Genomic DNA, 21,813 nt, shown 5'->3' on the forward strand with positions numbered 1-21,813 from the left:
GCAAGCCTCGCCCGGGATCGACTCGCACATGGAGGTCGGCAAACGGCGCCTCCGGCATGAAGGCAAAGCTGCCATACACCCCGCGCAGGCTGTGGGCGAAACCCTTCAGCCTCGAGCGCAGGCGCACGACACAGGCGCCGTAATCGACGAACAGGCCCTCTTCGGCGAGGGCCTGTTCGAGTTCGGAAAGCGAAGTCTGGCTGATCGGACCTGGTGCTGGCGTCATCCCTCCAGCATGCCGATGTCGCCCATCATGCGCAACAGCTGCCGCATCTCGGGCGTGTCACAGTCGAGCTGGAACTCCTCCCGCAGTTGCCGACGGAGCACCTCCGCGGAAACCGGGCCCTCCGCCGACAGTTCCTCGGCGATCTCCGCGACCACCGCGGCTGCGGGCGGGAGCACGTGCGTCTCCCAGCTCAGCGGGTCGAACACGACTGCGGCGTCACCGAGACGCCGCAGATGTGGCTTTTCGCCGATCGCCATCGAGCGCCTCGGCGATCAGTTGATCACGGTCGAGGTGAGGGTCGCCCCGGTCAAGGAGTTCCAGCACGACGCGCCGCTGATCGGGTTGATGACGGGCGAGCTGGTCGGATACACATACAGGGTCTGACTGATTCCGGCCTGGTAGGCTGCATAGTCCACGAGGACGAATCGCTCCCCCTCGGGCTTGGCCAATTCGCCAATAGGCTTGTTGTTGGCAGCACTCAGCGCCACCGGGTCGGCAGTACCGTCCGCGAGCACGCGGTACCACTGACTGCTCAGGGTGAAATAGAGCTCCTTCTGCGCCGCCGGGGCGGCGCTCGCCACTGCATCGGCGCTGCCCGTCGCGGACGCGTCCAGGAAGGCGCTGGTGCTGGTCGCCGAGACCGAACCGGTGAAACTGTAAACATCGACCTTGAAGCGCATCCAGTTGTCCGGCGCAGCGGCGACGCCAGCGGGCGGCGAGTTCTGCGCGAGTTCCTGGCTCTTCTGTGCGCAGGTCACGCTGGTCGCCGCCAGCGCGGCACCGCTGGGCAAGGTGAGAATGACGGGTGCGCTGGCGGCGGCGCGCAGGATCCGACGCCGCTGCTCGGTTCGCTCGGATTTGGACTGGGTCATGGCAAATCCTCTTGTTTCTATGCTGAATATTCGCTGTCAGGGTACATCATCAAGGCATCGAAAACGATGCCGGCATGCTGCATGAAACCTCTGCGCTATACACGCAATATTCAAGCCACACGCCTTACCGATAGAAAAAACCTCTTTCGCTCAAGCAGTTGAACGACATCGGGGGCCGCCTGACGCAAGCGTCAAACCCATGATCTGTAAAAAAAATCGACACTTTCGTGTCGAGCATTCAAGCTCCGATCGATTCGAACGGCATGGAGCGGGTTCGCCCCATGCCGCCGCGCCCGGATCACCCGGCGGCGCCCGCGTCCTTCAGCATCTGCTGGAGCTCGCCGCTCTCGTACATCTCTCGCATGATGTCGCTGCCACCGACGAATTCGCCGTTGACGTAGAGCTGCGGGATCGTCGGCCAGTTCGAGAACTCCTTGATGCCCTGGCGGATCTCGGGGTCGGCGAGTACGTTCACCGCGAAGACCTCGGCGACGCCGCAGGCCTTGAGGATCTGCACCGCGCCGGAGGAAAAGCCGCATTGCGGAAACTGCGGCGAGCCCTTCATGTAGAGCACCACCGGGTGCGAACTCACCTGCTGTTGAATGACGTCATTGATGTTCATGGAACGGACCCGCTATAGTTGAGTGAAACAGTCGGAAATTCTAGGCGCGGAGCCGGTGCGCGTCAATATCGCCCCAGCCGCGAACGCTTCCCGAAAAGCGCGACAAGGAGTTGCTTTCGCGGCCTAGCCGCTCAGCCACGGCCCAACCAGCGCCCGCCGGACACTCGCTCGATGCCCGCAAGATCCTTCCACGAGGCGATCCCGGCGAACCCGGCATCGGTCAGCAAGCCCCGCACAGCGAGCGCCTGGTCATAGCCATGCTCGACGAAGAGCCAGCCGCCGCGCTCGAGCCGGGCCGGCGCTGCCGCCACGATCGACGCGAGATCGTCGAGACCGGCCGGGCCGGCGGCCAGCGCCGAGCGGGGCTCGAAGCGCAGGTCGCCCTGCTGAAGATGGGGATCGCCAGAGGCGATGTAGGGCGGATTGGCGACGATGATGTCGAAGCGCTCCTCGCCGAGGGAGGCGAACCAGTCGCTCTCGACGAAGGAGACGCTGGCGCCCAGCCGCGCGGCGTTGGCCATCGCAACCCAGAGCGCCTCGCGCGAGCGGTCCACCGCCGTCACCTCGGCCTCGTCCAGCTCGAGGGCGAGCGTGATCGCCAGCACGCCGCTGCCGGTACCGAGATCGAGCAGCTTCACCCGCCGCCCTTCGCCGCAGTGGGCGATCACCAGTTCGACCAGCAGCTCGGTGTCGGGCCGCGGGATCAATACCGAGGCGCTCACCATGAACTCCCGCCCGTAGAACTCTCGCCCGCCGACCAGATAGGCCACCGGCTCGCCCGCCTCCCGTCGCTCGATCAGCGCGCGGTAGTCCGCCCAGGCCTTCGCCTCGAGCGGCTGCTCCGGCCGTGCCACCAGACGCGACAGCGGGCATTGCAGGACATGGCGCAGCAGCAGTCGCGCCTCCATCGGGTCTACCCGCAGCCTGCCCCAGGCGAGCGCGGCAGCAATGTCGACCGGAGGCTCGGGAAAGTCCATCTCAGTCCTCCGCGAGGGCGGCGAGCTGGGCCGCCTGGTGCTCGAGGGTCAGCGCATCCACGAGTTCATCGAGATCGCCCTGCATCACCGCATCGAGCTTGTACAGGGTGAGGTTGATGCGGTGGTCGGTGACCCGGCCCTGGGGGAAGTTGTAGGTGCGGATGCGCTCGGAGCGGTCGCCGCTGCCGACGAGGCTCTTCCGTGCCGCCGCCTCCGCGCTCTGCTGCGCGCGCACGCGGGCGTCGTAAAGGCGGGCTGCGAGCACGGCGAGCGCCTGCGCCCTGTTGCGGTGCTGCGAACGGTCGTCCTGGCATTCGACCACGAGGCCGGTGGGGAGGTGGGTGACCCGCACCGCGGAATCGGTCTTGTTGATGTGCTGGCCGCCCGCACCCGAGGCGCGAAAGGTGTCGATGCGCAGGTCCGCCGGGTTGATGTCCACCGCTTCGACCTCGTCGGCCTCGGGCAGCACCGCCACCGTGCACGCCGAGGTGTGGATGCGGCCCTGCGTCTCGGTGACCGGCACGCGCTGCACGCGATGGCCGCCCGACTCGAACTTCAGCTTCGAGTAGGCGCCGGCACCGACGACGCGGGCGATGACCTCCTTGTAGCCGCCGAGCTCGGACTCGCTCGCCGACACGACCTCCAGCGTCCAGCGCTGACGTTCGGCATAGCGCGCATACATGCGCAGCAATTCGCCCGCGAACAGCGCCGCCTCGTCGCCGCCGGTGCCGGCGCGGATCTCGAGAAAGAGGTTGCGCTCATCGTTGGGATCGCGCGGCAGCAGGGCGCGCTGCAGGTCGCGCTCGAGCGCTTCGATGCGCGCCTCGCCAGCCTCGAGTTCGGCCTCGCCGAACTCGCGCATCTCGGGGTCGGCGAGCAGTTCGCGCGCAGTCGCGCAGTCGGCAACCGCCTGGCGCCAACGCTGGTAGAGCTCGACCACCGGCTCGATCTCGGCACGCTCGCGACCGAGCGCACGAAAACCGTTCATGTCGCGCGCGGCGTCTTCGGCCGCGAGCTCGCGATCCAGCTCTTCCAGTCGGGCGGCGAGGTGTTCGAGTTTGTCGCGGATGCTCTGCTTCATGGATGTGTCTACCAATATGCGCGGACGCGTACGGCCGGCCTCTGCCGACGGCGGCGCGCGGGATGCGGCTAGCGCCGACGGGCGCTATGCAGCAGCTGGCCGATCAGTTGCACGGCCTCGAGCTGGCGCTCGCCCTCCGCATCGTGCAGGTAGCGCGAAGGCGCATGGGTCAGCTTGTTGGTGAGCCGATGGGCGAGCGCGGCGATCACCTGCTCCGGGTCGTCGCCCCGGCGAAGCAGCCTCAGCGCACGCTCGAGCTCGGTCTGGCGCGTCTCGTCGGCCTGCTCGCGCAGGGCGCGGATGGTAGGCACCACCCCGCGCAGTTCAAGCCAGTGCAGGAACCCGTCCACCCGGGTGTCGATGATGCGCTCGGCCTCCACCACCGCCTGCTGGCGCGACTCGAGGCCGGCATCGACCACCTGGGCGAGGTCGTCGACCGTATACAGGAAGACGTCGTCCATCTCGCCGATCTCGGGCTCGATGTCGCGCGGCACGGCAAGGTCGACCATCACCATCGGCCGGTGGCGACGCGCCTTCACCGCGCGTTCGGCCATGCCGAGGCCGACGATCGGCAGCGGCGCAGCGGTGCAGGAGACGATCACGTCGAACTTCGGCAAGACCTCGCCGATGCCGTCGAGCCGCATCGTGCGGGCGCCGAAGCGCGAGGCAAGTTCCTGCGCGCGCTCCTCGGTGCGGTTGGCCACCGTCATCGAAGCCGGGCGGGCGCCGGCGAAGTGCGCCGCGCACAGCTCGATCATCTCGCCCGCGCCGATGAACAGCACGTGCTGCTCGGAGATGTGACCGAAGATGCGCTCGACCAGATGCACCGAGGCGGCGGCCATCGACACGATGTTGGCGCCGATCGCGGTGCTCGAACGCACCTCCTTGGCGACGGCGAAGGTGTTCTGGAACAGCTTGTTGAGCAGCATGCCCAGGGTGCCCGCCTCTTCGGCGGTACGCACCGCATCCTTCACCTGGCCGAGGATCTGCGGCTCGCCGATCACCATCGAGTCGAGCCCGCTGGCGACGCGGAACACATGGCGGATCGCGTCGCGCTCGGGATAGGCGTAAAGGTAGGGCGACACCTCGGTCAGCGACAGCTGGTGAAAGCGCGCCAGCCAGTCGGCGGCGGCCTGGGCCTGCTCGGCGGTGAAATAGAGTTCGGTGCGGTTGCAGGTCGACAGGATCGCCGCCTCGCGCACCTCGCCGGCGCGCGTCAGGTCGTGCAGGGCTTCACCGAGCGATTCGGCCTGAAACGCCACGCGCTCGCGGATCGCGAGCGGCGCGGTGTGGTGATTCAGTCCGAGGGCGTAGAGTTGCATGCGCGGGAAGCCTGCTGAAAACCGGCGATTTGCGGATAACCGGCGGATTATAGCATCCGCGATTTTCCGCAAAGATTGAGCGGGATCAGCCGGGTTCGCGTCACGATCCCGCCGGATCGACCCAAAAGCAAAACGGGCCGACGCGAACGCCGACCCGTTTTTCTTGTTCTGGTGGCCAGGGACGGAATCGAACCGCCGACACGCGGATTTTCAATCCGCTGCTCTACCAACTGAGCTACCTGGCCGAAGAAGGCCGCATTATAGCGGTCTTGCTGGAGCTGTCAAATCCCTTTTCGGATTTTCTATCGCGGCTCCCCCCACACGCCGTGAAAGAAAGCGGCGGGCCGCTTTCGCGAACCCGCCGCATCCATTCAGCCCCCGCCCGCAGGCGGGGATGGGCTCAGTGAGCCGACGCGGCCGAGGCGCCGATGCCGGTTTCCGAACGCACCGACTGGGCGAGGAAGCCGGCGCGGTCTTCCTTGGCACGCGCACTGTTGTCGAGGATGGAGAACAGCCAGATGCCGATGAAGCCGGCCGCCATCGAGAACAGCGCGGGCGAGGCATACGGGAAGGGGGCGGAGCCGGCGGGATTGCCAAGCGTCGCTTCCCACACCGAGGGCGACAGCACGGTCAGCAGCACGGCGGAGAGCAGACCGAGGAAGCCGCCGATGGTGGCGCCACGGGTGGTGCAGTTCTTCCACAGCACCGACATGAACAGCACCGGGAAGTTGGCCGAGGCCGCGATCGCGAAGGCCAGCGACACCATGAAGGCGATGTTCTGCTTCTCGAACGCGATGCCGAGGATCACCGCGATCACGCCGAGCACCATGGTGGTGATGCGCGAGACGCGCAGTTCCGAAGCGGAATCCGCCTTGCCCTTCTTGAACACGGTGGAGTACAGGTCATGCGACACCGCCGAGGCGCCCGACAGGGTGAGACCGGCGACCACCGCGAGGATGGTGGCGAAGGCCACGGCCGAGATGAAGCCGAGGAAGATGTTGCCGCCGACCGCATTGGCCAGATGCACCGCCGCCATGTTGCCGCCGCCGATCAGAACGCCCTTGGCGTCGAGGAAGTCGGGGTTGGTGGACACGAAGACGATCGCGCCGAAGCCGATGATGAAGGTCAGCACGTAGAAGTAGCCGATCCAGGTCGTGGCCCAGAACACCGACTTGCGGGCTTCCTTGGCATCGGGCACGGTGAAGAAGCGCATCAGCACGTGCGGCAGGCCGGCGGTGCCGAACATCAGCGCCATGCCGAAGGAGATCGCCGAGATCGGATCCTTGATGAAGGAGCCCGGCCCCATGATCGACTGCCCCGCCGCCGATGCCTCTGCCGCCGTCTTGCCGCCCGCCATGGCCACTTCGGTCTTGATCCGCACCGCGTCGGCGAACATCGCCTCGGGCGAGAAGCCGTAGTTCAGCAGCACCATGAAGGCCATGAAGGACGCGCCGGCGAGCAGCAGGCAGGCCTTGATGATCTGCACCCAGGTGGTCGCGGTCATGCCGCCGAACAGCACGTAGATCATCATCAGCGCGCCGACGATGACTACCGCCATCCAGTACTCGAGGCCGAACAGCAGCTTGATCAGCTGGCCGGCGCCGACCATCTGCGCGATCAGGTAGAAGGCCACCACCACCAGCGTGCCGGAAGCGGCGAAGGCGCGGATCGGGGTCTGCTTGAAGCGGTAGGCGGCGACGTCGGCGAAGGTGAACTTGCCGAGGTTGCGGAGCTTCTCCGCCATCAGGAAAGTGATCACCGGCCAGCCGACGAGGAAGCCGATCGAGTAGATCAGGCCGTCGTAGCCGCTCATCATCACCGCGGCCGAGATGCCGAGGAAGGAGGCCGCCGACATGTAGTCGCCGGCAATCGCGAGCCCGTTCTGAAAACCCGTGATGCCGCCGCCGGCGGTGTAGAAGTCGGCGGCCGACTTGGTCTTCGACGCCGCCCACTTGGTGATGAACAGGGTGCCGACCACGAAAACCCCGAACATCGCGATCGCGGTCCAGTTGGTCGCCTGTTTTTCCGCCTGGCCGAGGTCGCCGCCGGCGGCGATCGCCGCCGCCGACAGGGTGGCGAGCAGCAGGCCGCCCGCGAGGTGCATGAGCCCGCTCATTTGCCGGCCTCCTTGACGATGTCGCGCGTCATCGCGTCGAACTCGGAGTTCGCGCGGCGCACGTAGAAGCCGGTGATGAGGATCGTGAACACGATCAGGCCGAAGCCGACCGGAATGCCGAGTGTCGTCACGCCCTCGCCCAGGCGCTGATGGAGGAGCTCCTTGTCGAAGGCGATGACCGCGATGTAGCCGTAGTAGGCCACCATCATGATCGCGGTGAGCAGCCAGCCGAAGCGCGTGCGCGTCTTCACCAGACGCTGGTACTTCGGATTGGCGGCGATCTGTGCCACCAGTTTGTCTTCCATTTTCCGTCTCCTTGTCGCTTTTGGCGTCGGGCCTTCACCCGGCGAGACGGAAGCTACTCCCCGATGCTTACCCGCCGCTTACGGCACCGCCGCAGCGCACAAAAAGATGGGTCGGCAGGCCCGGCCACCGAGGTGATGGCCATTCAGCCGAGCGGCTGGAAGCCCCCCTTCACCGGCGGCAGCACCTGCAGCGCGGTGCGCGGGAACACCACGCGGGCGATCGTGCCCGCCCCCGCGGGGTTGGGATCGAGGGTGACGGACGCGCGGTGGAGCTCGGCGATCTCGAGCACGATCGGCAGGCCGAGCCCGGAGCCGTCCTCGCCGCTGCCGAGCACGCGGTAGAAACGCTCGAATACCCGCTCGCGATCGGGCTCGGGAATGCCCACGCCGCTGTCCTCGACCTCGACCACCGGCGAGCCCGCCAGGCGGGTGCGGGCGGTGACGTGACCGCCACGCGGAGTGTACTTGATCGCGTTGTCGATCAGGTTCTTGACCATCTCGCGCAGCAGCACCGGGTTGCCCTCCACCTGCAGCGGCTGCTCGCCGCCTTCGACGCCGAAGTCGATCGCCTTCGCCCGCGCCCGAGGGTAGACGTCCTGCGCGACCTCGCGCACCACCTCGACCAGATCCACGGTCTCGACCACGTATAGCTTCTCGAAACTGGCTTCGGCGCGCGCAAGCGAGAGCAGCTGATTGATCAGGTGCGCCGCGCGGTCGGTGCTCTCGGCGATGCGCGCGAGCGAGTCGCGCACCTGGCGCGGATCGGACTCGCAAAGGGCGAGGTCGGTCTGCATCTTGAGGCCGGTGAGCGGAGTGCGCATCTGGTGCGCGGCGTCAGCGATGAAGCGCTGCTGGGCCTGCAGGTTCTGTTCGAGGCGGGCCATCATGTCGTTGAAGGCGACGATCAGCGGCCTGACCTCCTCCGGCACGCTCGCCGGCGCGATCGGCGACAGATCGGTCGGCCGACGCTGCCGGATCAGGCTCTGCAGGCGGTTCAGCGGCGCGATGCCGCGGCTCAGGCCGACCCACACCAGGACGACCGCGAGCGGAATGATCGCGAACTGCGGCAGGAGCACGCCGGTGACCACCTGCGAGGCGAGATCCGAGCGCTTGTTGCGCGTCTCCGCCACCTGCACCGCGACCAGCGGCCCCTCCGGCTCGCCGCCGGCGCGCAGGAACTGGTAGGCGACCCGCACCTCCTCGCCGTGGATCGTCTCGTCGCGGAACAGCACCTCCTCGGCGAACAGCACCGGCGGCACCGCCGCGCGCGGGACCTCGGCGTCGCCGCTGATCATCTGGCCGCGGACGTCGCTCACCTGGTAGTACACCGCATCGTCCTGGTCTGCGCGGAACATGGCGCGCGGAGGCGCCGGGAAATGCACTCCGACGCTGCCGTCCTCCTCCAGCATCACCAGGCGCGCCAGCGTGCGCACGCTGTCGGCGAGCGCGCGATCGTAGGGCTGGTTGGCGAGATCGCCGGCGACGCTGTGGGTGAGGATGATCGAGATCGGCCACAGGAAGAGCAGCGGCGCGAGCATCCAGTCGAGAATCTCGCCGAACAGCGAGTTCGGCGGGCCGGCACGACGGCCGCCGCCGGCGTTGCGCTCAGACTTTCGGCGCTTGGGCAGCATCCGGATTTTCCAGGCAGTAGCCCAGCCCGCGCACGGTGACGATGCGCAGCCCGCTGTCCTCCAGCTTCTTGCGCAGGCGGTGCACATAGACCTCGATCGCGTTGCTCGAGACCTCGTCACCCCAACCGCACAGGTGATCCACCAGCTGGTCCTTGCTCACCAGCCGCCCCACCCGCAGGACGAAGACCTCGAGCAGGCCGATCTCGCGCGCCGACAGGTCGGCCACCTGGCCCCTGATCTTCACCACGCGGTCGGCCTGGTCATAGCTCAGGTCGCCCACCTCGATGCAGCGCGGCTGGCCGGTGCCGCGCCGCGTCAGCGCGCGCACCCTCGCCTCCAGTTCGGGCAGGGCGAAGGGCTTGGTGAGATAGTCGTCGGCGCCGGCGTCGAGCCCGCGCACGCGATCCTCCACCCCGTCCTGGGCGGTCAGGATCAGCACCGGCAGCGCCGACTTGCGCGCGCGCAAGCGCTTGAGCACCTCGATGCCGGGCAGCTTCGGCAGGCCGAGGTCGAGAATCAGCAGGTCGTAGGGCTGGGTGGCGATCGCGGCGTCGGCGTCGGCGCCGCTGGCGACGTGGTCGATCGCGTAGCCCCCGCGCTTGAGCGCGCGGCCGATACCGTCGGCGATCACGGGGTCGTCTTCTGCAAGCAGGATGCGCATGTCTCTCCGCTTCGGGTCGATGATGGATGGCGTAGGCGCACAGCGGGCCGATTATCCCACGCCTGCCGCGCACATTCCGCGCCCATGCGGCAACGCGACCGGCCCCCGCGGCGAGGCGCGGGTGAACGCAATCGGCCCCGCCGAAGCGGGGCCGATCTCGGGCCGAGGCGCCGGGACGGGCTTACATGCCCATGCCCATGCCGCCCATGCCGCCCATGCCGCCCATGTCGGGCATGCCGCCGGCCGGCTTGTCTTCGGCCAGCTCGGCGACCATGCAGTCGGTGGTGAGCATCAGACCGGCGACCGACGCGGCATTCTGCAGCGCGGTGCGGGTGACCTTGGTCGGATCGAGCACGCCCATCTCGACCATGTCGCCGTACTCGCCGGAGGCGGCGTTGAAGCCGTAGTTCCCCGTGCCCTCGGTGACCTTGTTCACCACCACGCTCGGCTCGTCACCGGCGTTGGCGACGATCTCGCGCAGCGGCTGCTCCATCGCGCGCAGCACGATCTTGATGCCGGCGTCCTGGTCGTGGTTGTCGCCCTTGAGCTCGCCCAGCGCAGCACGGGCGCGCAGCAGCGCAACGCCGCCGCCCGGAACGATGCCCTCTTCCACTGCAGCGCGGGTAGCGTGCAGGGCGTCCTCGACGCGGGCCTTCTTCTCCTTCATCTCGACTTCGGTGGCAGCGCCGACCTTGATCACCGCGACACCGCCGGCGAGCTTGGCCACGCGCTCCTGCAGCTTCTCGCGATCGTAGTCGGAGGTCGCTTCCTCGATCTGCACGCGGATCTGCTTGACGCGCGCTTCGATGCGCTCGCCCTGGCCGGCACCGTCGATGATGATGGTGTTTTCCTTGCCGATCTCGATACGGGCCGCCTGGCCGAGGTCTTCGAGGGTCGCCTTCTCGAGGGTCAGGCCGACTTCCTCGGCGATGACCTGGCCGCCGGTCAGGATGGCGATGTCTTCGAGCATGGCCTTGCGACGGTCGCCGAAGCCCGGCGCCTTGACGGCGCAGGTCTTGAGGATGCCGCGGATGTTGTTCACCACCAGGGTGGCGAGCGCCTCACCTTCCACATCCTCGGCGATGATCAGCAGCGGACGGCCGGCCTTGGCCACCTGCTCGAGCACCGGCAGCAGGTCACGGATGTTGGAGATCTTCTTGTCGAACAGCAGGACGAAGGGCTGTTCGAGGATCGCGACCTGCTTGTCCGGGTTGTTGATGAAGTAGGGCGACAGGTAGCCACGGTCGAACTGCATGCCCTCGACGACGTCGAGTTCGTTCTGCAGCGACTTGCCGTCCTCGACGGTGATCACGCCTTCCTTGCCGACCTTGTCCATCGCGCGGGCGATGATCTCGCCGATGTCGGCGTCGGAGTTGGCCGAGATCGAGCCGACCTGGGCGATTTCCTTGTTGGTCGAGCACGGCTTGGAGAGCTTCTTCAGCTCGTCGATGGTGGCGATGACCGCCTTGTCGATGCCGCGCTTGAGGTCCATCGGGTTCATGCCGGCGGCGACGAACTTCATGCCTTCACGGACGATCGACTGGGCCAGCACGGTCGCGGTGGTGGTGCCGTCACCGGCGATGTCGGAGGTCTTGGAGGCGACTTCCTTGACCATCTGTGCGCCCATGTTCTCGAACTTGTCCTTCAGTTCGATTTCCTTGGCGACGGAGACGCCATCCTTGGTCACGGTCGGGGCGCCGAAGGAGCGCTCGAGCACGACGTTGCGGCCCTTCGGGCCCAGGGTCACCTTGACCGCGTTGGCCAGGGTGTTGATGCCGGCGACCATGCGCTCGCGGGCGGAATCACCAAACTTGACTTCTTTAGCTGCCATTCTTCAGAACTCCAGGATTATGCGGTTGTATCTTGACGGGACGGGCGGAAGGCTCAGCCTTCGACGACGCCCATGATGTCTTCCTCGCGCATGACGAGAAGCTCTTCGCCTTCGACCTTCACGGACTGGCCGGCGTACTTGCCGAACAGCACCTTGTCGCCCACCTTCACCGCCATCGGGCGGACATTGCCATCGTCCAGGATCTTGCCGTTGCCGACGGCCAGCACTTCGCCCTGGTCGGGCTTCTCGCCGGCGGAGTCGGGAATCACGATGCCGCTGGCGGTCTTGCGCTCGGCTTCCAGGCGCTTGACGATCACGCGGTCATGCAAGGGACGAATCTTCATCGAACGATCTCCTATTGAGGCTTGGTTTCGTGGCGTTGCCACGTGCAGACAAATTCGCAGTGGCCGCAGGATGCTGCAGCCGTTAGCACTCACTGCCAACGAGTGCTAATAATAGGGGCGAGGTTTTGCCATTTCAAGTGCGCGGGGTGGAGAAATTTTGCAGCCGCGACGGGGCCGCGCGCATTCAGAACGCGATCGCAACCCCGAAGTGCAGCCGCAGCTTGCTGTCGTCATGGCCGTAGGCGAGGTCGATCGCCAGCGGGCCCGCCGGACTGAGCCAGCGCGCGCCGAGTCCGTAGCCGGTCTTGAGATCGAATTCGTTGCGCGAGTCGGCGGCGTCGCCGGTGTCGACGAAGGCGGCGACGCCCCATTGCGGGCGGAGCCAGTGCACATATTCCGCACTTGCGGTGCCCAGGTAGCGGCCGCCGACGGTGGCGTTGCCCTCCTCCACCCCGAGGCTCTGGTAGGCATAGCCCCGCACCGACTGCGAACCGCCGGTGCGGAACAGGAAGTCCTGCGGAATGCCCTCGCGGCTGCCGGCGAAGGTGGCGCCGAGCTCGCCGCGCAGGATGAGGACGTCGCGGTCGGCGACGCTCAAATAACGCACATGGCGCAGATAGGCACGGGTGAAGCGACGGTCGCTCGGCGCCACGGTGGTGCCGGCGCCGAGTTGCACCTCGAGCACGTAACCCTGGCGCGGATCGAGCAGGTCGTCGACCGAGCGCTTGATCCAGGTCCAGTTGCCGGTGACGGTGCGGGTCGAGGTCGCCTCGGCGCCATCGGGTTCGAGCTCCTCGTGCTGGAGACGCAGCGCGAGCCGCGTCTCGATGTCGTCGCGCTGGGTGGCGCGCGCGACGCCGATCGCCTGGCTGGTCACCTTCAGACCTTCGAGGTCACTGCGGTCGAGCAGGGCACCGAAGCTGTCCCGATGCTTGCCCTGCTTGGGCGGCAGGAACACGTCGGCGAACGCGGACTGGCGCTTCTGCTCCAGCCTGATCCCGCTCACCAGTTCCCAGCCGCGCTTGCGCAGGTTGACGTCGCGGTAGCTGGTCTCGACCCGGTAGCCGGTATTGGTCGAATAACCGACGCCGAAGCCGAGCCGCTTGGGCAGCGCCTCGGCCACCTGCACCCGCACCGGGGTCGCCGCCGCGCGTGCGGGGTCGCGATCGATCTCGACGATCACCGCCGCGAACTGCGGCTCGTTCTGAAGCCCGGCCTGGAAGGCGAGCAATTCGTCGCGATCGTAAGGGTCCCCCGCCTCGAGCGTGCTGTAGCGCTCGACGATGCCCTTGGGCAAGGCGTCGATACCGCTCACATCGAGCGCACCGAGGTAGAAAGGCGGCCCGCTGTCGATGTCGACCTCGAGCCGCACCTCGCCCGCCTCGGGGTCGACCTCCGCCCGGCTGCGGGTGATCCTCGCCGCGGCGTAGAGCCGCGCGCCGACCTGATCGAGCAGCCGCTGCTTCGCCGCGTCCCATTCGGCCTGCCGAAAAGCCATGCCCTCGCCAAGCGTCCAGGCCTCGCGCAGGTCGGCGATGCGAGCCTGCTCCGCCTCACCGGCCTCTGCGAGCGCACCCGCGAAGCGCAGCGTCACCACGCTCACCATGGCACGCTGCCCCGGCTCGACGATCAGGCGCCAGCGTTCGGCCTCCTCGCGGTCGAAGCGCACGCTCGGGCGGAAATAGCCTTCGGTGGCGAGCAGCTCGACGACCTCGCGGCGCGCGCGACGCACCATCGCACTGCGATCGGGTCCGGCCTCGGGCAGCACCACTTCGTCGCCGAGGAGACGAACGTGGCTTTCGAGCAGCGCACGCACCTCCGCGGGCGCCTCCAGATCGACCTCGAGCGGCTGCTGCGCGTGCGCAGGCAGGATCAGCGGCGAAAGGCAAGCGCACAGCACCAGTCGCCGCAGCGCCGCAACCGGTCGCCGCGGCGTATTCGTCAATCTTTCCGGCACGATGTGCTCAGGCCTCGGCGTGATAGGCGACGACGCGCTCGACCTCGTGCTTCGAACCGAGGATCACCGGCACCCGCTGGTGGAGCTTCACCGGCTGCACCTCGAGGATGCGCTCGCGCCCGGTGGAGGCCGCGCCACCGGCCTGCTCGACCAGCAGCGCCATCGGGTTGGCCTCGTACATCAGGCGCAGCTTGCCGCCCTGGGCGCGGATCTTCTCGTCGACCGGGTACATGAAGATGCCACCGCGGGTGAGCACCCGATGCACGTCCGCCACCATCGAGGCCACCCAGCGCATGTTGAAGTCCTCTCCGCGCGGGCCGTCCCTGCCTTCCTGCAGTTCGCCGACATAGCGTTTCACCGGCTCCTCCCAGAAGCGGGCGTTCGAGCAGTTGATCGCGTACTCGCGGGTATCGACCGGTACCGTCATGAACGGATTGGTGTAGATGAAGCTGCCCATCTCCGTGTCGAGGGTGAAGCCGTGCACGCCGTTGCCGACGGTGAGCACCAGCATCGTCGACGGACCGTAGAGTGCATAGCCGGCCGCCTTCTGGAGTACCCCCGCCTGCAGGAAGCTCTCCTCGCTCGGCTCGGTCGGACCCGGCGGATTGCTCAGCACCGAGAAGATGCTGCCGACCGAAACGTTGATGTCGATGTTCGACGACCCGTCGAGCGGATCGAACAGCAGCAGGTAGCCGCCCTTCGGATAGTCGAAGGGGATCTGGCATACCGTCTCGACCTCTTCCGACGCCATCCCCGCGAGGTGGCCGCCCCACTCGTTGGCCTGCAGCAGGATCTCGTTGGCGATGACGTCGAGCTTCTTCTGCGCTTCACCCTGCACGTTGTCGGTGCCCGCCTCGCCGAGGACGCCCGCCAGCGCGCCCCTGGAAACGTTGACCCGGATCGCCTTCACCGCGCGCGCGACGACCTCGAGCAACAGACGCAGGTCGGCAGTGATGCGGCCGGCGCGCTGTTGTTCGATCAGGAATTGGGTAAGGCTGACACGACGCATGACGAACTCCCGCTGGAGGAAATGAGATGACATGCATCGATTATCCCGGTTCCGGCCCGGATGCGCACGACCGCCATCAACACGGCCGCGAAGTCCGCCGGCGCAGCGTTTATGATCCCGGCTCCGCCACAGCCCTCCCCCGCTCCCCATGCATGTGATGGTTCTCGGCGCCGGCGTCTCCGGCGTCAGCACCGCCTGGTATCTTCACGCGGCCGGCCACGAGGTCAGCGTGATCGATCGCCAGCCCGAGGCCGGCCGCGAGACCAGCTTCGCCAACGGCGGCCAGGTATCGATCAGCCACCCCGAGCCCTGGTCGAGCCCGGGCGCGCCCTGGCTGATGCTGCGCTGGCTCGGCCGCGCGGACTCGCCGCTGCTGTTCCGCCCCCGCGCCGACGCTGCCCAGTGGTCCTGGGCGCTAAGCTTTCTGCGCGAATGCCTGCCCTGGCGGCATCGGCGCAACACTGCCGCGATCGCCGCGCTCGCGCTGCACAGCGGGCAGGCCCTGCGGCGGTTGCGCGCGCAGACGGGCATCGCCTACGATCAGCTCGAACGAGGGATCCTGCATCTCTTCTACGACGCCGCCGAACTCGCCCACGCGCCGGCACGCGCGGCCGCGCTCGGCGGTTTCGGCGTCACGGCGCGGGTCTGCGGGGTCGACGAATGCCTCTCCATCGAGCCCGCGCTGGCGGCCTCGCCGCAGCGTCCGCTCGGTGGGCTGTACGCGCCGCACGACGAATCGGGCGATGCCTTCCGCTTCACCCAGTCACTCGCGGCGCTGCTGGCCGCGCGCGGGGTCGACTTCCGCTACCGGACCACGGTGGCGCACTTGCTGCCCGCCGGCAATCGCATCGCGGGCGTCGAGGTTCGACATGAAGACCGCGGCAGCGAGACCCTGGCTGCGGATGCTTTCGTGGTTTGCCTCGGCAGCTACGGACCGCGCCTGGTGGCGCCGCTCGGCGAGCGGCTGCCGATCTATCCGGTGAAGGGATATTCGGTGACGGCGCCCGTGGTCGATGCGGCACGCACACCGAGCGTGAGCCTCACCGACGAATCACGCCGCATCGTCTGCTCGCGACTCGGCGACCGCCTGCGGATCGCGGGCACGGCCGAACTCGACGGTTTCGACACCACGATACGAGCGGAGCGGGTGAAGCCAATCTTCGACTGGGCAGGGGCGCGATTTCCAGGCGCGCTCGACCTCACACGCGCCAAAGCCTGGGCTGGGCTGCGCCCGGCGACGCCGGGCAACCTGCCGCTGATCGGCAGGGCGCGCGCCTCCAACCTGTGGTTCAACACCGGGCACGGCACGCTCGGGTGGACGCTGGCCTGCGGCTCGGCGGCCAGCCTGGCGGAACTGATGGACGGGCGAACGCCCGACGTCGGCTTCCCTTTCCTGCGGCCGGCCTGACCCTGGCTCAAGCCGCCGGTTCGGGAGCCGCGCTCAGCGTCGCGCACCCACAGCCGCCGCCTTGCGGTCCGCAGCTGCCGTCCTCGCGGGCGACGAAAGCTTCGCGCTCGACATCGAAGCCGATGCTCTGGAGGTGGAACGCCAGCGCTGCATCCATCCCGCTGGTGTGGTTGGCGAACCACGCGGGCAGCTCCTCGACCAGGCGGCGACCGAGGAAGAGGTCGCCACCGGCGACCCGCTTGCGAATGTCGTTCACCACCGCGAGCACCCGGTCGTGCTCGCCGCGATGGCAACCGGGGAAGCCGACGGCCTCCATCCACCGGTTCTCCTGGGCGAAATGCGCCTCGGTGTGGGCGGCGAATTCGTCGAGACGAGCGGCAAAATCGTCGGGACCGGCGCCCGCCAGCGCGTTGTAGCGCTCGACGAACTCGCGGTGGGTCGCATCCATGCGCGCCACACCCAGCTCGAGATCTTCCTTCCACTGCAGTTCAGGCATGAACCCTCTCCGTTATGTGCCGTGCGCGGCTACTTGATCACCTTGAGGTGGCTGCCACGGGCGGGCGGCGGCGGCTCGGGGGGTTCGTCCGGCGCGGTGGTCGCGGCCGCGGAACCCTCGCGCGCGGTCGCATCGGCCTCGGCATCGCCGCCCATGTCGACCACCTCGGCCGCCGGGGCATGGACCTCGAAGGCCATGCCCTGCCCGTTTTCGCGCGCATAGATCGCCACGACGTTGTCCACGGGCACCAGCAGCGAATGCGCGACACCGCCGAATCGGGCCTGAAAGCTGATGAAATCGTTCTCCATCGCCAGCTTGTGGGCGGCATCGGGGCCGATGTTGAGGACGATCTGACCGTCCTTGGCATAGCCCGGCGGCACCCGGGTATCGGCATCTACCAGGGTGGCGAGGTAGGGGGTGAAGCCCTGGTCGACGCACCACTCGTAGATGGCGCGGATCAGATAGGGTTTGGTCGAAACGTTACTCATGAAACTCCTGGGCGACTGCGGCGGCGCCGGTCTTGCGCGCCGCCGGCACGCTTGCGGCTCAGCGCCGCATCACCTTCTCGGACGGGGTCAGGGCATCGATGAAACCCTGCCGGCTGAAAATCCGCTCAGCATACTTCATCAGCGGCGCGGCGCTCTTCGGCAGTTCGATGCCGTAGTGCTCGAGACGCCACAGCAGCGGCGCGATCGCGACGTCGAGCATCGAGAACTCGTCGCCGAGCATGAACTTCTGCTTGGCGAACACCGGCGCGAGCTGGGTCAGATGGTCGCGCACGTGGGCGCGGGTCTTGTCGACACCCTTCTGGTTGGCCTCGAGCGCCTCGATATGCGAGAACAGCTCGTGCTCGAAGGTGAACAGCAGCTGGCGCGCGCGGGCACGCATGATCGGGTCGGGCGGCATCAGCTGCGGATGCGGGAAGCGCTCGTCGATGTACTCGTTGATGATGTTCGATTCGTAAAGCACGAGGTCGCGATCGACCAGCACCGGCACCCGGTTGTAAGGGTTGATGACGGCGATGTCTTCGGGCTTGTTGTAGAGGTCGACGTCGATGACCTCGAAGTCCATGCCCTTCTCGTAGAGCACGATCCGGCAGCGGTGACTGAAGGGATCGGTCGTGCCGGAATACAGGTTCATCATGGTGTTGCCACTCCGGAGTGCAAAAGCAAAAGCGCACCACGCGCTTCCGCGTGGTGCGTCGGGGTCAGGACGGAATTGCCAGGCCTCGCGGCCAGTCGTTTCCCCCGATCAATGAATGTCCTTCCAGTAATTCTTCTTGAGCGCGTACGACAGCACGAACAGGCCGGCGAGGAAGATCAGCACGAAGGTACCGATCGTCTTGCGCTTCTCGGCCACCGGCTCGCCCATCCAGACGAGGAAGGACACGAGGTCGGCGACCGCCTTGTCGTACTCCTCGACCGACAGCTTGCCCGGCTTCACCAGCTCGAGCGCGATCGTCTTGGTGCCGTCGGCATTCTCGGTGATGTTGGCCCGCTGTTCGCCCTGAAGTTCCCAGAACGCATGCGGCATGCCGACGTTGGCGAAGATCACGTTGTTCCAGCCGGTCGGGCGCTGGGGATCGCGATAGAACTGGCGCAGATAGGTGTACAACCAGTCTGCCCCGCTGCCGTCGCCCGAAGCGCGCGAGCGCGCGATCACCGACAGATCGGGCGGCGCGGCGCCGAACCACTGCTTGCCCTCCGCGGGAAGCATCGCGATCTTCATCAGATCGCCGGTCTTCTCGCCGGTAAACAGCAGGTTGTCCTTGATCGCCTGCTCGGACAGCCCGATGTTCTGCAGCTGATTGTAGCGCACGTAGGACGCGCCGTGACAGTTCAGGCAGTAATTGACGAAGAGCTTGGCGCCGTGCTGCAGGGCCGCCGGGTCGGTGCTGACCGGCGCCTTGTCGAGATGCAGCGCGGCACCCGCGGCCATCGCCACCGCCGGCGCGAACATCAGCACCGCCGCGGCACGCTTGATGAGGTTGATCAGGCTCATTTTCATTTGAACGTCACCCTTTCCGGTACGGGTTTGACTTTGTCGAGCTTGCTGTACCACGGCATCAGCAGGAAGAACGCGAAGTACAGCACCGAGCAGATCTGCGACACCAGCGTACGTCCCGGGGTCGGAGCCAGCACGCCGAGGTAGCCGAGGATGAAGAAGCAGATCACGAAGATCACGAGCGCGATCTTGAAGACCGGTCCCTTGTAGCGGATCGACTTCACCGGGCTGCGATCCAGCCAGGGCAGGAAGGCGATGATCACCACCGACGCACCCATCGCCACCACGCCCCAGAACTTCGCATCGAGACCGAACAGCGGATAGGTGACCGCGCGCAGGATCGAGTAGAAGGGGGTGAAGTACCAGACCGGGGCGATGTGCGGCGGCGTCACCATCGGGTTGGCGGGGATGAAGTTGTTGTACTCGAGGAAGTAGCCGCCTCCTTCAGGCATGAAGAACACCACCACGCTGAAGAAGAACAGGAAGACCACCACACCGACGATGTCCTTCACCGTGTAGTAGGGATGGAAGGGGATGCCGTCCAGCGGCTTGCCGGTCGCATCCTTCTTCTTCTTGATCTCGACGCCGTCGGGGTTGTTCGAGCCGACTTCGTGCAGCGCGACGATGTGCGCGAGCACCAGGCCGATCAGCACCAGCGGCACGGCGATGACGTGGAAGGAGAAGAAGCGGTTCAGCGTGGCGTCACCGATGACGAAGTCGCCGCGGATCACCAGCGAGAGGTCCGGTCCGATGATGGGGATCGCCGAGAACAGGTTGACGATCACCTGGGCGCCCCAGTAGGACATCTGCCCCCACGGCAACAGGTAGCCCATGAAGGCTTCGGCCATCAGCGCCAGGAAGATCAGGGTGCCGAAAATCCAGATCAGCTCGCGCGGCTTGCGATACGAGCCGTAGATCAGGCCGCGGAACATGTGCAGGTAAACGACGATGAAGAAGGCCGACGCACCGGTCGAGTGCAGATAGCGGATCAGCCAGCCGCCCGGCACCTCGCGCATGATGTATTCGACGCTGGCGAAGGCCACCGGCACGCCGGCCGCGTTCAGCGAGGCGTCCGGCTTGTAGTGCATGACCAGGAAGATGCCGGTGATGATCTGCAGCACCAGCACCAGCAGGGCCAGCGAGCCGAAGAAGTACCAGAAGTTGAAGTTTTTCGGCGCGTAGTACTCGGACAGGTGCGCCTTCCAGGTGGACGTGAGCGGGAAACGCTCGTCAACCCAATTCAGCAAGGCTTGGGATTTGGTCGTCATCGCTTAGGCCTTTCCGTCTTCGCCGACGAGGATGGAGGTATCGGACAGATACTGGTGCGGCGGGATTTCGAGGTTGGTCGGCGCCGGCATGCTCTTGTACACGCGGCCGGCCAGGTCGAAGTAGGAACCGTGGCAGGGGCAGAGGAAGCCGCCCGGCCAGTCGGCGCCGAGACCGCTCTCCGCGCCGACCTTGAACTTCTCGGTGGGCGAGCAGCCGAGGTGGGTGCAGATGCCGACGGTGACGAGATATTCAGGCTTGATCGAGCGGTGCTTGTTCTTGGCGTACTCGGGCTGCTGCTGCTCGTCCGACGCGGGGTCGCTGACAACGTCGTCGGTCTTGTCGAGCGAAGCGAGCATCTCGGGGGTGCGACGGAGGATCCACACCGGCTTCCCGCGCCACTCGACCGTCATCATCTCGCCCGGCGCAAGCTTGCTCACGTCCGCCTCGACCGCGGCACCGGCGGCCTTGGCTCGCTCGGACGGCGTGAGGCTGGCGACAAACGGCACTGCGGTCGCTACCGCGGCGACACCGCCCGCGGCCGACGTCGCGAGCAACAAAGTGCGGCGACTGCTGTCCATTCTTTCATCTACGCTCATGACCCTCTTCCCTGAAAGGAATACGAAAGACCCGGATACAAAATCCCGCGAATTATAGCGAGTTCCCCCCGCCAGAGAAAGCGCGCAGGCGCGTTTCTCAGGCGCCACAAGGCTTTGGGGGCGATCATGAGCCGTCGCCGACGCCGTTTCCTTGCGCTGGCGCAAATCTACAGCGTGCGGCGCTCGACCAGGGCCTGGGCGATCGTCCCCGCGTCAATGTGTTCGAGTTCGCCGCCGACCGGCACCCCGCGCGACAGGCGGCTGACACGTATGCCGCGAGCGCCGAGCAGGCTCGCCACGGTGTGCGCGGTCGCCTCGCCCTCGTTGGTGAAGTTGGTGGCGAGGATGACCTCGCGCACGGCCCCGTCGGTGGCGCGCGCGATCAGGCGGTCGAGCCCGAGTTCGCGCGGACCGATCCCGTCGAGCGGCGAAAGTCGGCCCATCAGCACGTAGTACAGCCCCTGATAGGCGTGGGTCTGCTCGATCATCGCGAGATCGGCCGGCGTCTCGACCACGCACAGCAGGCCGGCATCGCGACGCGGATTGGCGCAGCGCGAGCACACCGGCTCTTCGCTGAAGGCGTTGCAGCGCTCGCAGTGACGCAGCACCGAGAGCGAATGGGATAGCGCCTCGGCGAGCCGGGCGGCGCCGCGCTGATCGCGCTGCAACAGGTGATAGGCCATCCGCTGGGCCGACTTCGGCCCCACCCCCGGCAGGCAGCGCAGCGCCTCGATCAGCTCGTCGAGGCTGGACGGGCTCATCAGAACGGGAGCTTCATGCCCGGCGGCAGGTTGAGCCCCGAGGTGAAGCCGGCCATCTTCTCCTGCGTGGTGGTTTCGACCTTGCGCACGGCATCGTTGACCGCCGCGGCGACGAGGTCCTCGAGCATTTCCTTGTCGTCCATCACGGACTCGTCGATCGACACGCGACGCACGTCGTACTTGCAGGTCATCTGCACCTTGACCATGCCGGCGCCGGACTGCCCCTCGACCTCGACGGTCGCGAGCTGGTCCTGCATCTTCTTCATGTTTTCCTGCATCTGCTGGGCCTGCTTCATCAGGCCGGCGATACCGCCTTTCATCATGA

24 protein-coding genes and 1 tRNA gene are annotated in these 21,813 nt (G+C 66.9%); 1 reads left to right on the top strand and 24 read right to left on the bottom strand.

Annotated elements, in window-relative coordinates; translation table 11 throughout:
* From BB334_RS18350 to BB334_RS02055, 16 genes are all read right to left on the bottom strand, one after another.
* Positions 1–226, bottom strand: a 226-nt coding sequence (locus BB334_RS18350) for a hypothetical protein (RefSeq protein ID WP_198531156.1), incomplete at its 3' end; no start/stop codon positions are given.
* Positions 223–483 carry an HPr-rel-A system PqqD family peptide chaperone gene (locus tag BB334_RS01985; RefSeq protein WP_068803795.1) on the bottom strand — a complete coding sequence of 87 codons (261 nt, stop codon included), beginning with the start codon at positions 481–483 and terminating at the stop codon, positions 223–225. The genes BB334_RS01985 and BB334_RS18350, both read right to left, overlap by 4 nt.
* Before the next feature lie 15 nt (positions 484–498).
* The gene (locus BB334_RS01990) at positions 499–1,098 is read right to left on the bottom strand and encodes a hypothetical protein (protein WP_068803797.1); all 600 of its coding nucleotides are present in this window, start codon (positions 1,096–1,098) and stop codon (positions 499–501) included.
* Positions 1,099–1,396: 298 nt separating this feature from the next.
* On the bottom strand, positions 1,397–1,720 hold the full coding sequence (gene grxD / locus BB334_RS01995; protein ID WP_068803799.1) for a Grx4 family monothiol glutaredoxin: 324 nt from the start codon (positions 1,718–1,720) through the stop codon (positions 1,397–1,399).
* A 131-nt stretch (positions 1,721–1,851) separates the two neighbouring features.
* The gene (gene prmC / locus BB334_RS02000; protein ID WP_068803802.1) at positions 1,852–2,697 is read right to left on the bottom strand and encodes a peptide chain release factor N(5)-glutamine methyltransferase; all 846 of its coding nucleotides are present in this window, start codon (positions 2,695–2,697) and stop codon (positions 1,852–1,854) included.
* A 1-nt stretch (position 2,698) separates the two neighbouring features.
* The gene (gene prfA, locus BB334_RS02005) at positions 2,699–3,778 is read right to left on the bottom strand and encodes a peptide chain release factor 1 (protein WP_068803803.1); all 1,080 of its coding nucleotides are present in this window, start codon (positions 3,776–3,778) and stop codon (positions 2,699–2,701) included.
* A 68-nt stretch (positions 3,779–3,846) separates the two neighbouring features.
* On the bottom strand, positions 3,847–5,100 hold the full coding sequence (gene hemA / locus BB334_RS02010; RefSeq protein ID WP_068803805.1) for a glutamyl-tRNA reductase: 1,254 nt from the start codon (positions 5,098–5,100) through the stop codon (positions 3,847–3,849).
* 169 nt (positions 5,101–5,269) lie between these two features.
* Positions 5,270–5,345: transfer RNA gene (locus BB334_RS02015), tRNA-Phe, on the bottom strand.
* A 155-nt stretch (positions 5,346–5,500) separates the two neighbouring features.
* The gene (locus BB334_RS02020) at positions 5,501–7,216 is read right to left on the bottom strand and encodes a cation acetate symporter (protein ID WP_068803807.1); all 1,716 of its coding nucleotides are present in this window, start codon (positions 7,214–7,216) and stop codon (positions 5,501–5,503) included.
* Positions 7,213–7,521, bottom strand: coding sequence for a DUF485 domain-containing protein (locus tag BB334_RS02025; protein ID WP_068803809.1), 309 nt, complete (start codon positions 7,519–7,521; stop codon positions 7,213–7,215). Before BB334_RS02025 ends, BB334_RS02020 begins: the two co-directional genes overlap by 4 nt.
* 143 nt (positions 7,522–7,664) lie before the next feature.
* A complete protein-coding gene (locus tag BB334_RS02030) occupies positions 7,665–9,152 on the bottom strand; it encodes a sensor histidine kinase (RefSeq protein WP_068803811.1) in 1,488 nt (495 codons plus the stop codon).
* Complete coding sequence (locus BB334_RS02035) at positions 9,127–9,813, bottom strand: response regulator transcription factor (RefSeq protein WP_068803813.1); 687 nt, start codon at positions 9,811–9,813, stop codon at positions 9,127–9,129. The genes BB334_RS02030 and BB334_RS02035 overlap by 26 nt, the downstream gene beginning before the upstream one ends.
* Positions 9,814–9,994: 181 nt before the next feature.
* Positions 9,995–11,644 carry a chaperonin GroEL gene (groL, locus tag BB334_RS02040; protein WP_068803815.1) on the bottom strand — a complete coding sequence of 550 codons (1,650 nt, stop codon included), beginning with the start codon at positions 11,642–11,644 and terminating at the stop codon, positions 9,995–9,997.
* A 53-nt stretch (positions 11,645–11,697) separates the two neighbouring features.
* Positions 11,698–11,988, bottom strand: a complete 291-nt coding sequence (groES, locus tag BB334_RS02045; protein WP_068803817.1) for a co-chaperone GroES — start codon at positions 11,986–11,988, stop codon at positions 11,698–11,700.
* Between the two features lie 184 nt (positions 11,989–12,172).
* Positions 12,173–13,900 carry an autotransporter assembly complex protein TamA gene (locus BB334_RS02050; RefSeq protein WP_068804413.1) on the bottom strand — a complete coding sequence of 576 codons (1,728 nt, stop codon included), beginning with the start codon at positions 13,898–13,900 and terminating at the stop codon, positions 12,173–12,175.
* Between the two features lie 52 nt (positions 13,901–13,952).
* Positions 13,953–14,954 (bottom strand): class 1 fructose-bisphosphatase, encoded by a 1,002-nt coding sequence (locus BB334_RS02055; RefSeq protein ID WP_068803819.1) that lies wholly within the window; start codon positions 14,952–14,954, stop codon positions 13,953–13,955.
* A 148-nt stretch (positions 14,955–15,102) separates the two neighbouring features.
* On the opposite strand from BB334_RS02055, the gene BB334_RS02060 reads away from it, so the two are divergent.
* Positions 15,103–16,362 carry a D-amino acid dehydrogenase gene (locus tag BB334_RS02060; protein ID WP_068803821.1) on the top strand — a complete coding sequence of 420 codons (1,260 nt, stop codon included), beginning with the start codon at positions 15,103–15,105 and terminating at the stop codon, positions 16,360–16,362.
* Positions 16,363–16,369: 7 nt separating this feature from the next.
* Here the strand turns inward: BB334_RS02060 and BB334_RS02065 are convergent, their stop codons facing one another.
* The 8 genes from BB334_RS02065 to BB334_RS02100 all read right to left on the bottom strand — a co-directional run bounded on the left by BB334_RS02065 (position 16,370) and on the right by BB334_RS02100 (position 21,811).
* On the bottom strand, positions 16,370–16,858 hold the full coding sequence (locus tag BB334_RS02065; protein ID WP_068803823.1) for a hemerythrin domain-containing protein: 489 nt from the start codon (positions 16,856–16,858) through the stop codon (positions 16,370–16,372).
* A 29-nt stretch (positions 16,859–16,887) separates the two neighbouring features.
* Positions 16,888–17,346: a ClpXP protease specificity-enhancing factor gene (locus BB334_RS02070; RefSeq protein ID WP_068803825.1), complete on the bottom strand. Its 459-nt coding sequence runs from the start codon at positions 17,344–17,346 to the stop codon at positions 16,888–16,890.
* Positions 17,347–17,404: 58 nt separating this feature from the next.
* Positions 17,405–18,001: a glutathione S-transferase N-terminal domain-containing protein gene (locus BB334_RS02075; protein WP_068803827.1), complete on the bottom strand. Its 597-nt coding sequence runs from the start codon at positions 17,999–18,001 to the stop codon at positions 17,405–17,407.
* Positions 18,002–18,109: 108 nt separating this feature from the next.
* Positions 18,110–18,865 (bottom strand): cytochrome c1, encoded by a 756-nt coding sequence (locus tag BB334_RS02080; protein ID WP_068803829.1) that lies wholly within the window; start codon positions 18,863–18,865, stop codon positions 18,110–18,112.
* A complete protein-coding gene (locus tag BB334_RS02085; RefSeq protein WP_068803831.1) occupies positions 18,862–20,130 on the bottom strand; it encodes a cytochrome b in 1,269 nt (422 codons plus the stop codon). The genes BB334_RS02080 and BB334_RS02085 overlap by 4 nt, the downstream gene beginning before the upstream one ends.
* A 3-nt stretch (positions 20,131–20,133) precedes the next feature.
* Positions 20,134–20,727, bottom strand: coding sequence for a ubiquinol-cytochrome c reductase iron-sulfur subunit (petA, locus tag BB334_RS02090; RefSeq protein WP_068803833.1), 594 nt, complete (start codon positions 20,725–20,727; stop codon positions 20,134–20,136).
* A 167-nt stretch (positions 20,728–20,894) separates the two neighbouring features.
* A complete protein-coding gene (gene recR, locus BB334_RS02095; RefSeq protein ID WP_068803835.1) occupies positions 20,895–21,488 on the bottom strand; it encodes a recombination mediator RecR in 594 nt (197 codons plus the stop codon).
* Positions 21,488–21,811: a YbaB/EbfC family nucleoid-associated protein gene (locus BB334_RS02100; RefSeq protein WP_068803837.1), complete on the bottom strand. Its 324-nt coding sequence runs from the start codon at positions 21,809–21,811 to the stop codon at positions 21,488–21,490. The genes recR and BB334_RS02100 overlap by 1 nt, the downstream gene beginning before the upstream one ends.
* Positions 21,812–21,813 lie beyond the last annotated feature (2 nt).

The organism is Thauera phenolivorans (assembly GCF_001696715.1).
In the GTDB taxonomy this organism is placed as follows: Bacteria; Pseudomonadota; Gammaproteobacteria; order Burkholderiales; family Rhodocyclaceae; genus Thauera; species Thauera phenolivorans.

Excerpts from the sequence above, each read along its gene's own strand:
- BB334_RS01985 (WP_068803795.1), bottom strand. The coding sequence starts at position 483 with ATGGCGATCGGCGAAAAGCCACATCTGCGGCGTCTCGGTGACGCCGCA.
- BB334_RS01990 (WP_068803797.1), bottom strand. The coding sequence starts at position 1,098 with ATGACCCAGTCCAAATCCGAGCGAACCGAGCAGCGGCGTCGGATCCTG.
- grxD (WP_068803799.1), bottom strand. The coding sequence starts at position 1,720 with ATGAACATCAATGACGTCATTCAACAGCAGGTGAGTTCGCACCCGGTG.
- prmC (WP_068803802.1), bottom strand. The coding sequence starts at position 2,697 with ATGGACTTTCCCGAGCCTCCGGTCGACATTGCTGCCGCGCTCGCCTGG.
- prfA (WP_068803803.1), bottom strand. The coding sequence starts at position 3,778 with ATGAAGCAGAGCATCCGCGACAAACTCGAACACCTCGCCGCCCGACTG.
- hemA (WP_068803805.1), bottom strand. The coding sequence starts at position 5,100 with ATGCAACTCTACGCCCTCGGACTGAATCACCACACCGCGCCGCTCGCG.
- BB334_RS02020 (WP_068803807.1), bottom strand. The coding sequence starts at position 7,216 with ATGAGCGGGCTCATGCACCTCGCGGGCGGCCTGCTGCTCGCCACCCTG.
- BB334_RS02025 (WP_068803809.1), bottom strand. The coding sequence starts at position 7,521 with ATGGAAGACAAACTGGTGGCACAGATCGCCGCCAATCCGAAGTACCAG.
- BB334_RS02030 (WP_068803811.1), bottom strand. The coding sequence starts at position 9,152 with ATGCTGCCCAAGCGCCGAAAGTCTGAGCGCAACGCCGGCGGCGGCCGT.
- BB334_RS02035 (WP_068803813.1), bottom strand. The coding sequence starts at position 9,813 with ATGCGCATCCTGCTTGCAGAAGACGACCCCGTGATCGCCGACGGTATC.
- groL (WP_068803815.1), bottom strand. The coding sequence starts at position 11,644 with ATGGCAGCTAAAGAAGTCAAGTTTGGTGATTCCGCCCGCGAGCGCATG.
- groES (WP_068803817.1), bottom strand. The coding sequence starts at position 11,988 with ATGAAGATTCGTCCCTTGCATGACCGCGTGATCGTCAAGCGCCTGGAA.
- BB334_RS02055 (WP_068803819.1), bottom strand. The coding sequence starts at position 14,954 with ATGCGTCGTGTCAGCCTTACCCAATTCCTGATCGAACAACAGCGCGCC.
- BB334_RS02060 (WP_068803821.1), top strand. The coding sequence starts at position 15,103 with ATGCATGTGATGGTTCTCGGCGCCGGCGTCTCCGGCGTCAGCACCGCC.
- BB334_RS02065 (WP_068803823.1), bottom strand. The coding sequence starts at position 16,858 with ATGCCTGAACTGCAGTGGAAGGAAGATCTCGAGCTGGGTGTGGCGCGC.
- BB334_RS02070 (WP_068803825.1), bottom strand. The coding sequence starts at position 17,346 with ATGAGTAACGTTTCGACCAAACCCTATCTGATCCGCGCCATCTACGAG.
- BB334_RS02075 (WP_068803827.1), bottom strand. The coding sequence starts at position 18,001 with ATGATGAACCTGTATTCCGGCACGACCGATCCCTTCAGTCACCGCTGC.
- BB334_RS02080 (WP_068803829.1), bottom strand. The coding sequence starts at position 18,865 with ATGAAAATGAGCCTGATCAACCTCATCAAGCGTGCCGCGGCGGTGCTG.
- BB334_RS02085 (WP_068803831.1), bottom strand. The coding sequence starts at position 20,130 with ATGACGACCAAATCCCAAGCCTTGCTGAATTGGGTTGACGAGCGTTTC.
- petA (WP_068803833.1), bottom strand. The coding sequence starts at position 20,727 with ATGAGCGTAGATGAAAGAATGGACAGCAGTCGCCGCACTTTGTTGCTC.
- recR (WP_068803835.1), bottom strand. The coding sequence starts at position 21,488 with ATGAGCCCGTCCAGCCTCGACGAGCTGATCGAGGCGCTGCGCTGCCTG.
- BB334_RS02100 (WP_068803837.1), bottom strand. The coding sequence starts at position 21,811 with ATGATGAAAGGCGGTATCGCCGGCCTGATGAAGCAGGCCCAGCAGATG.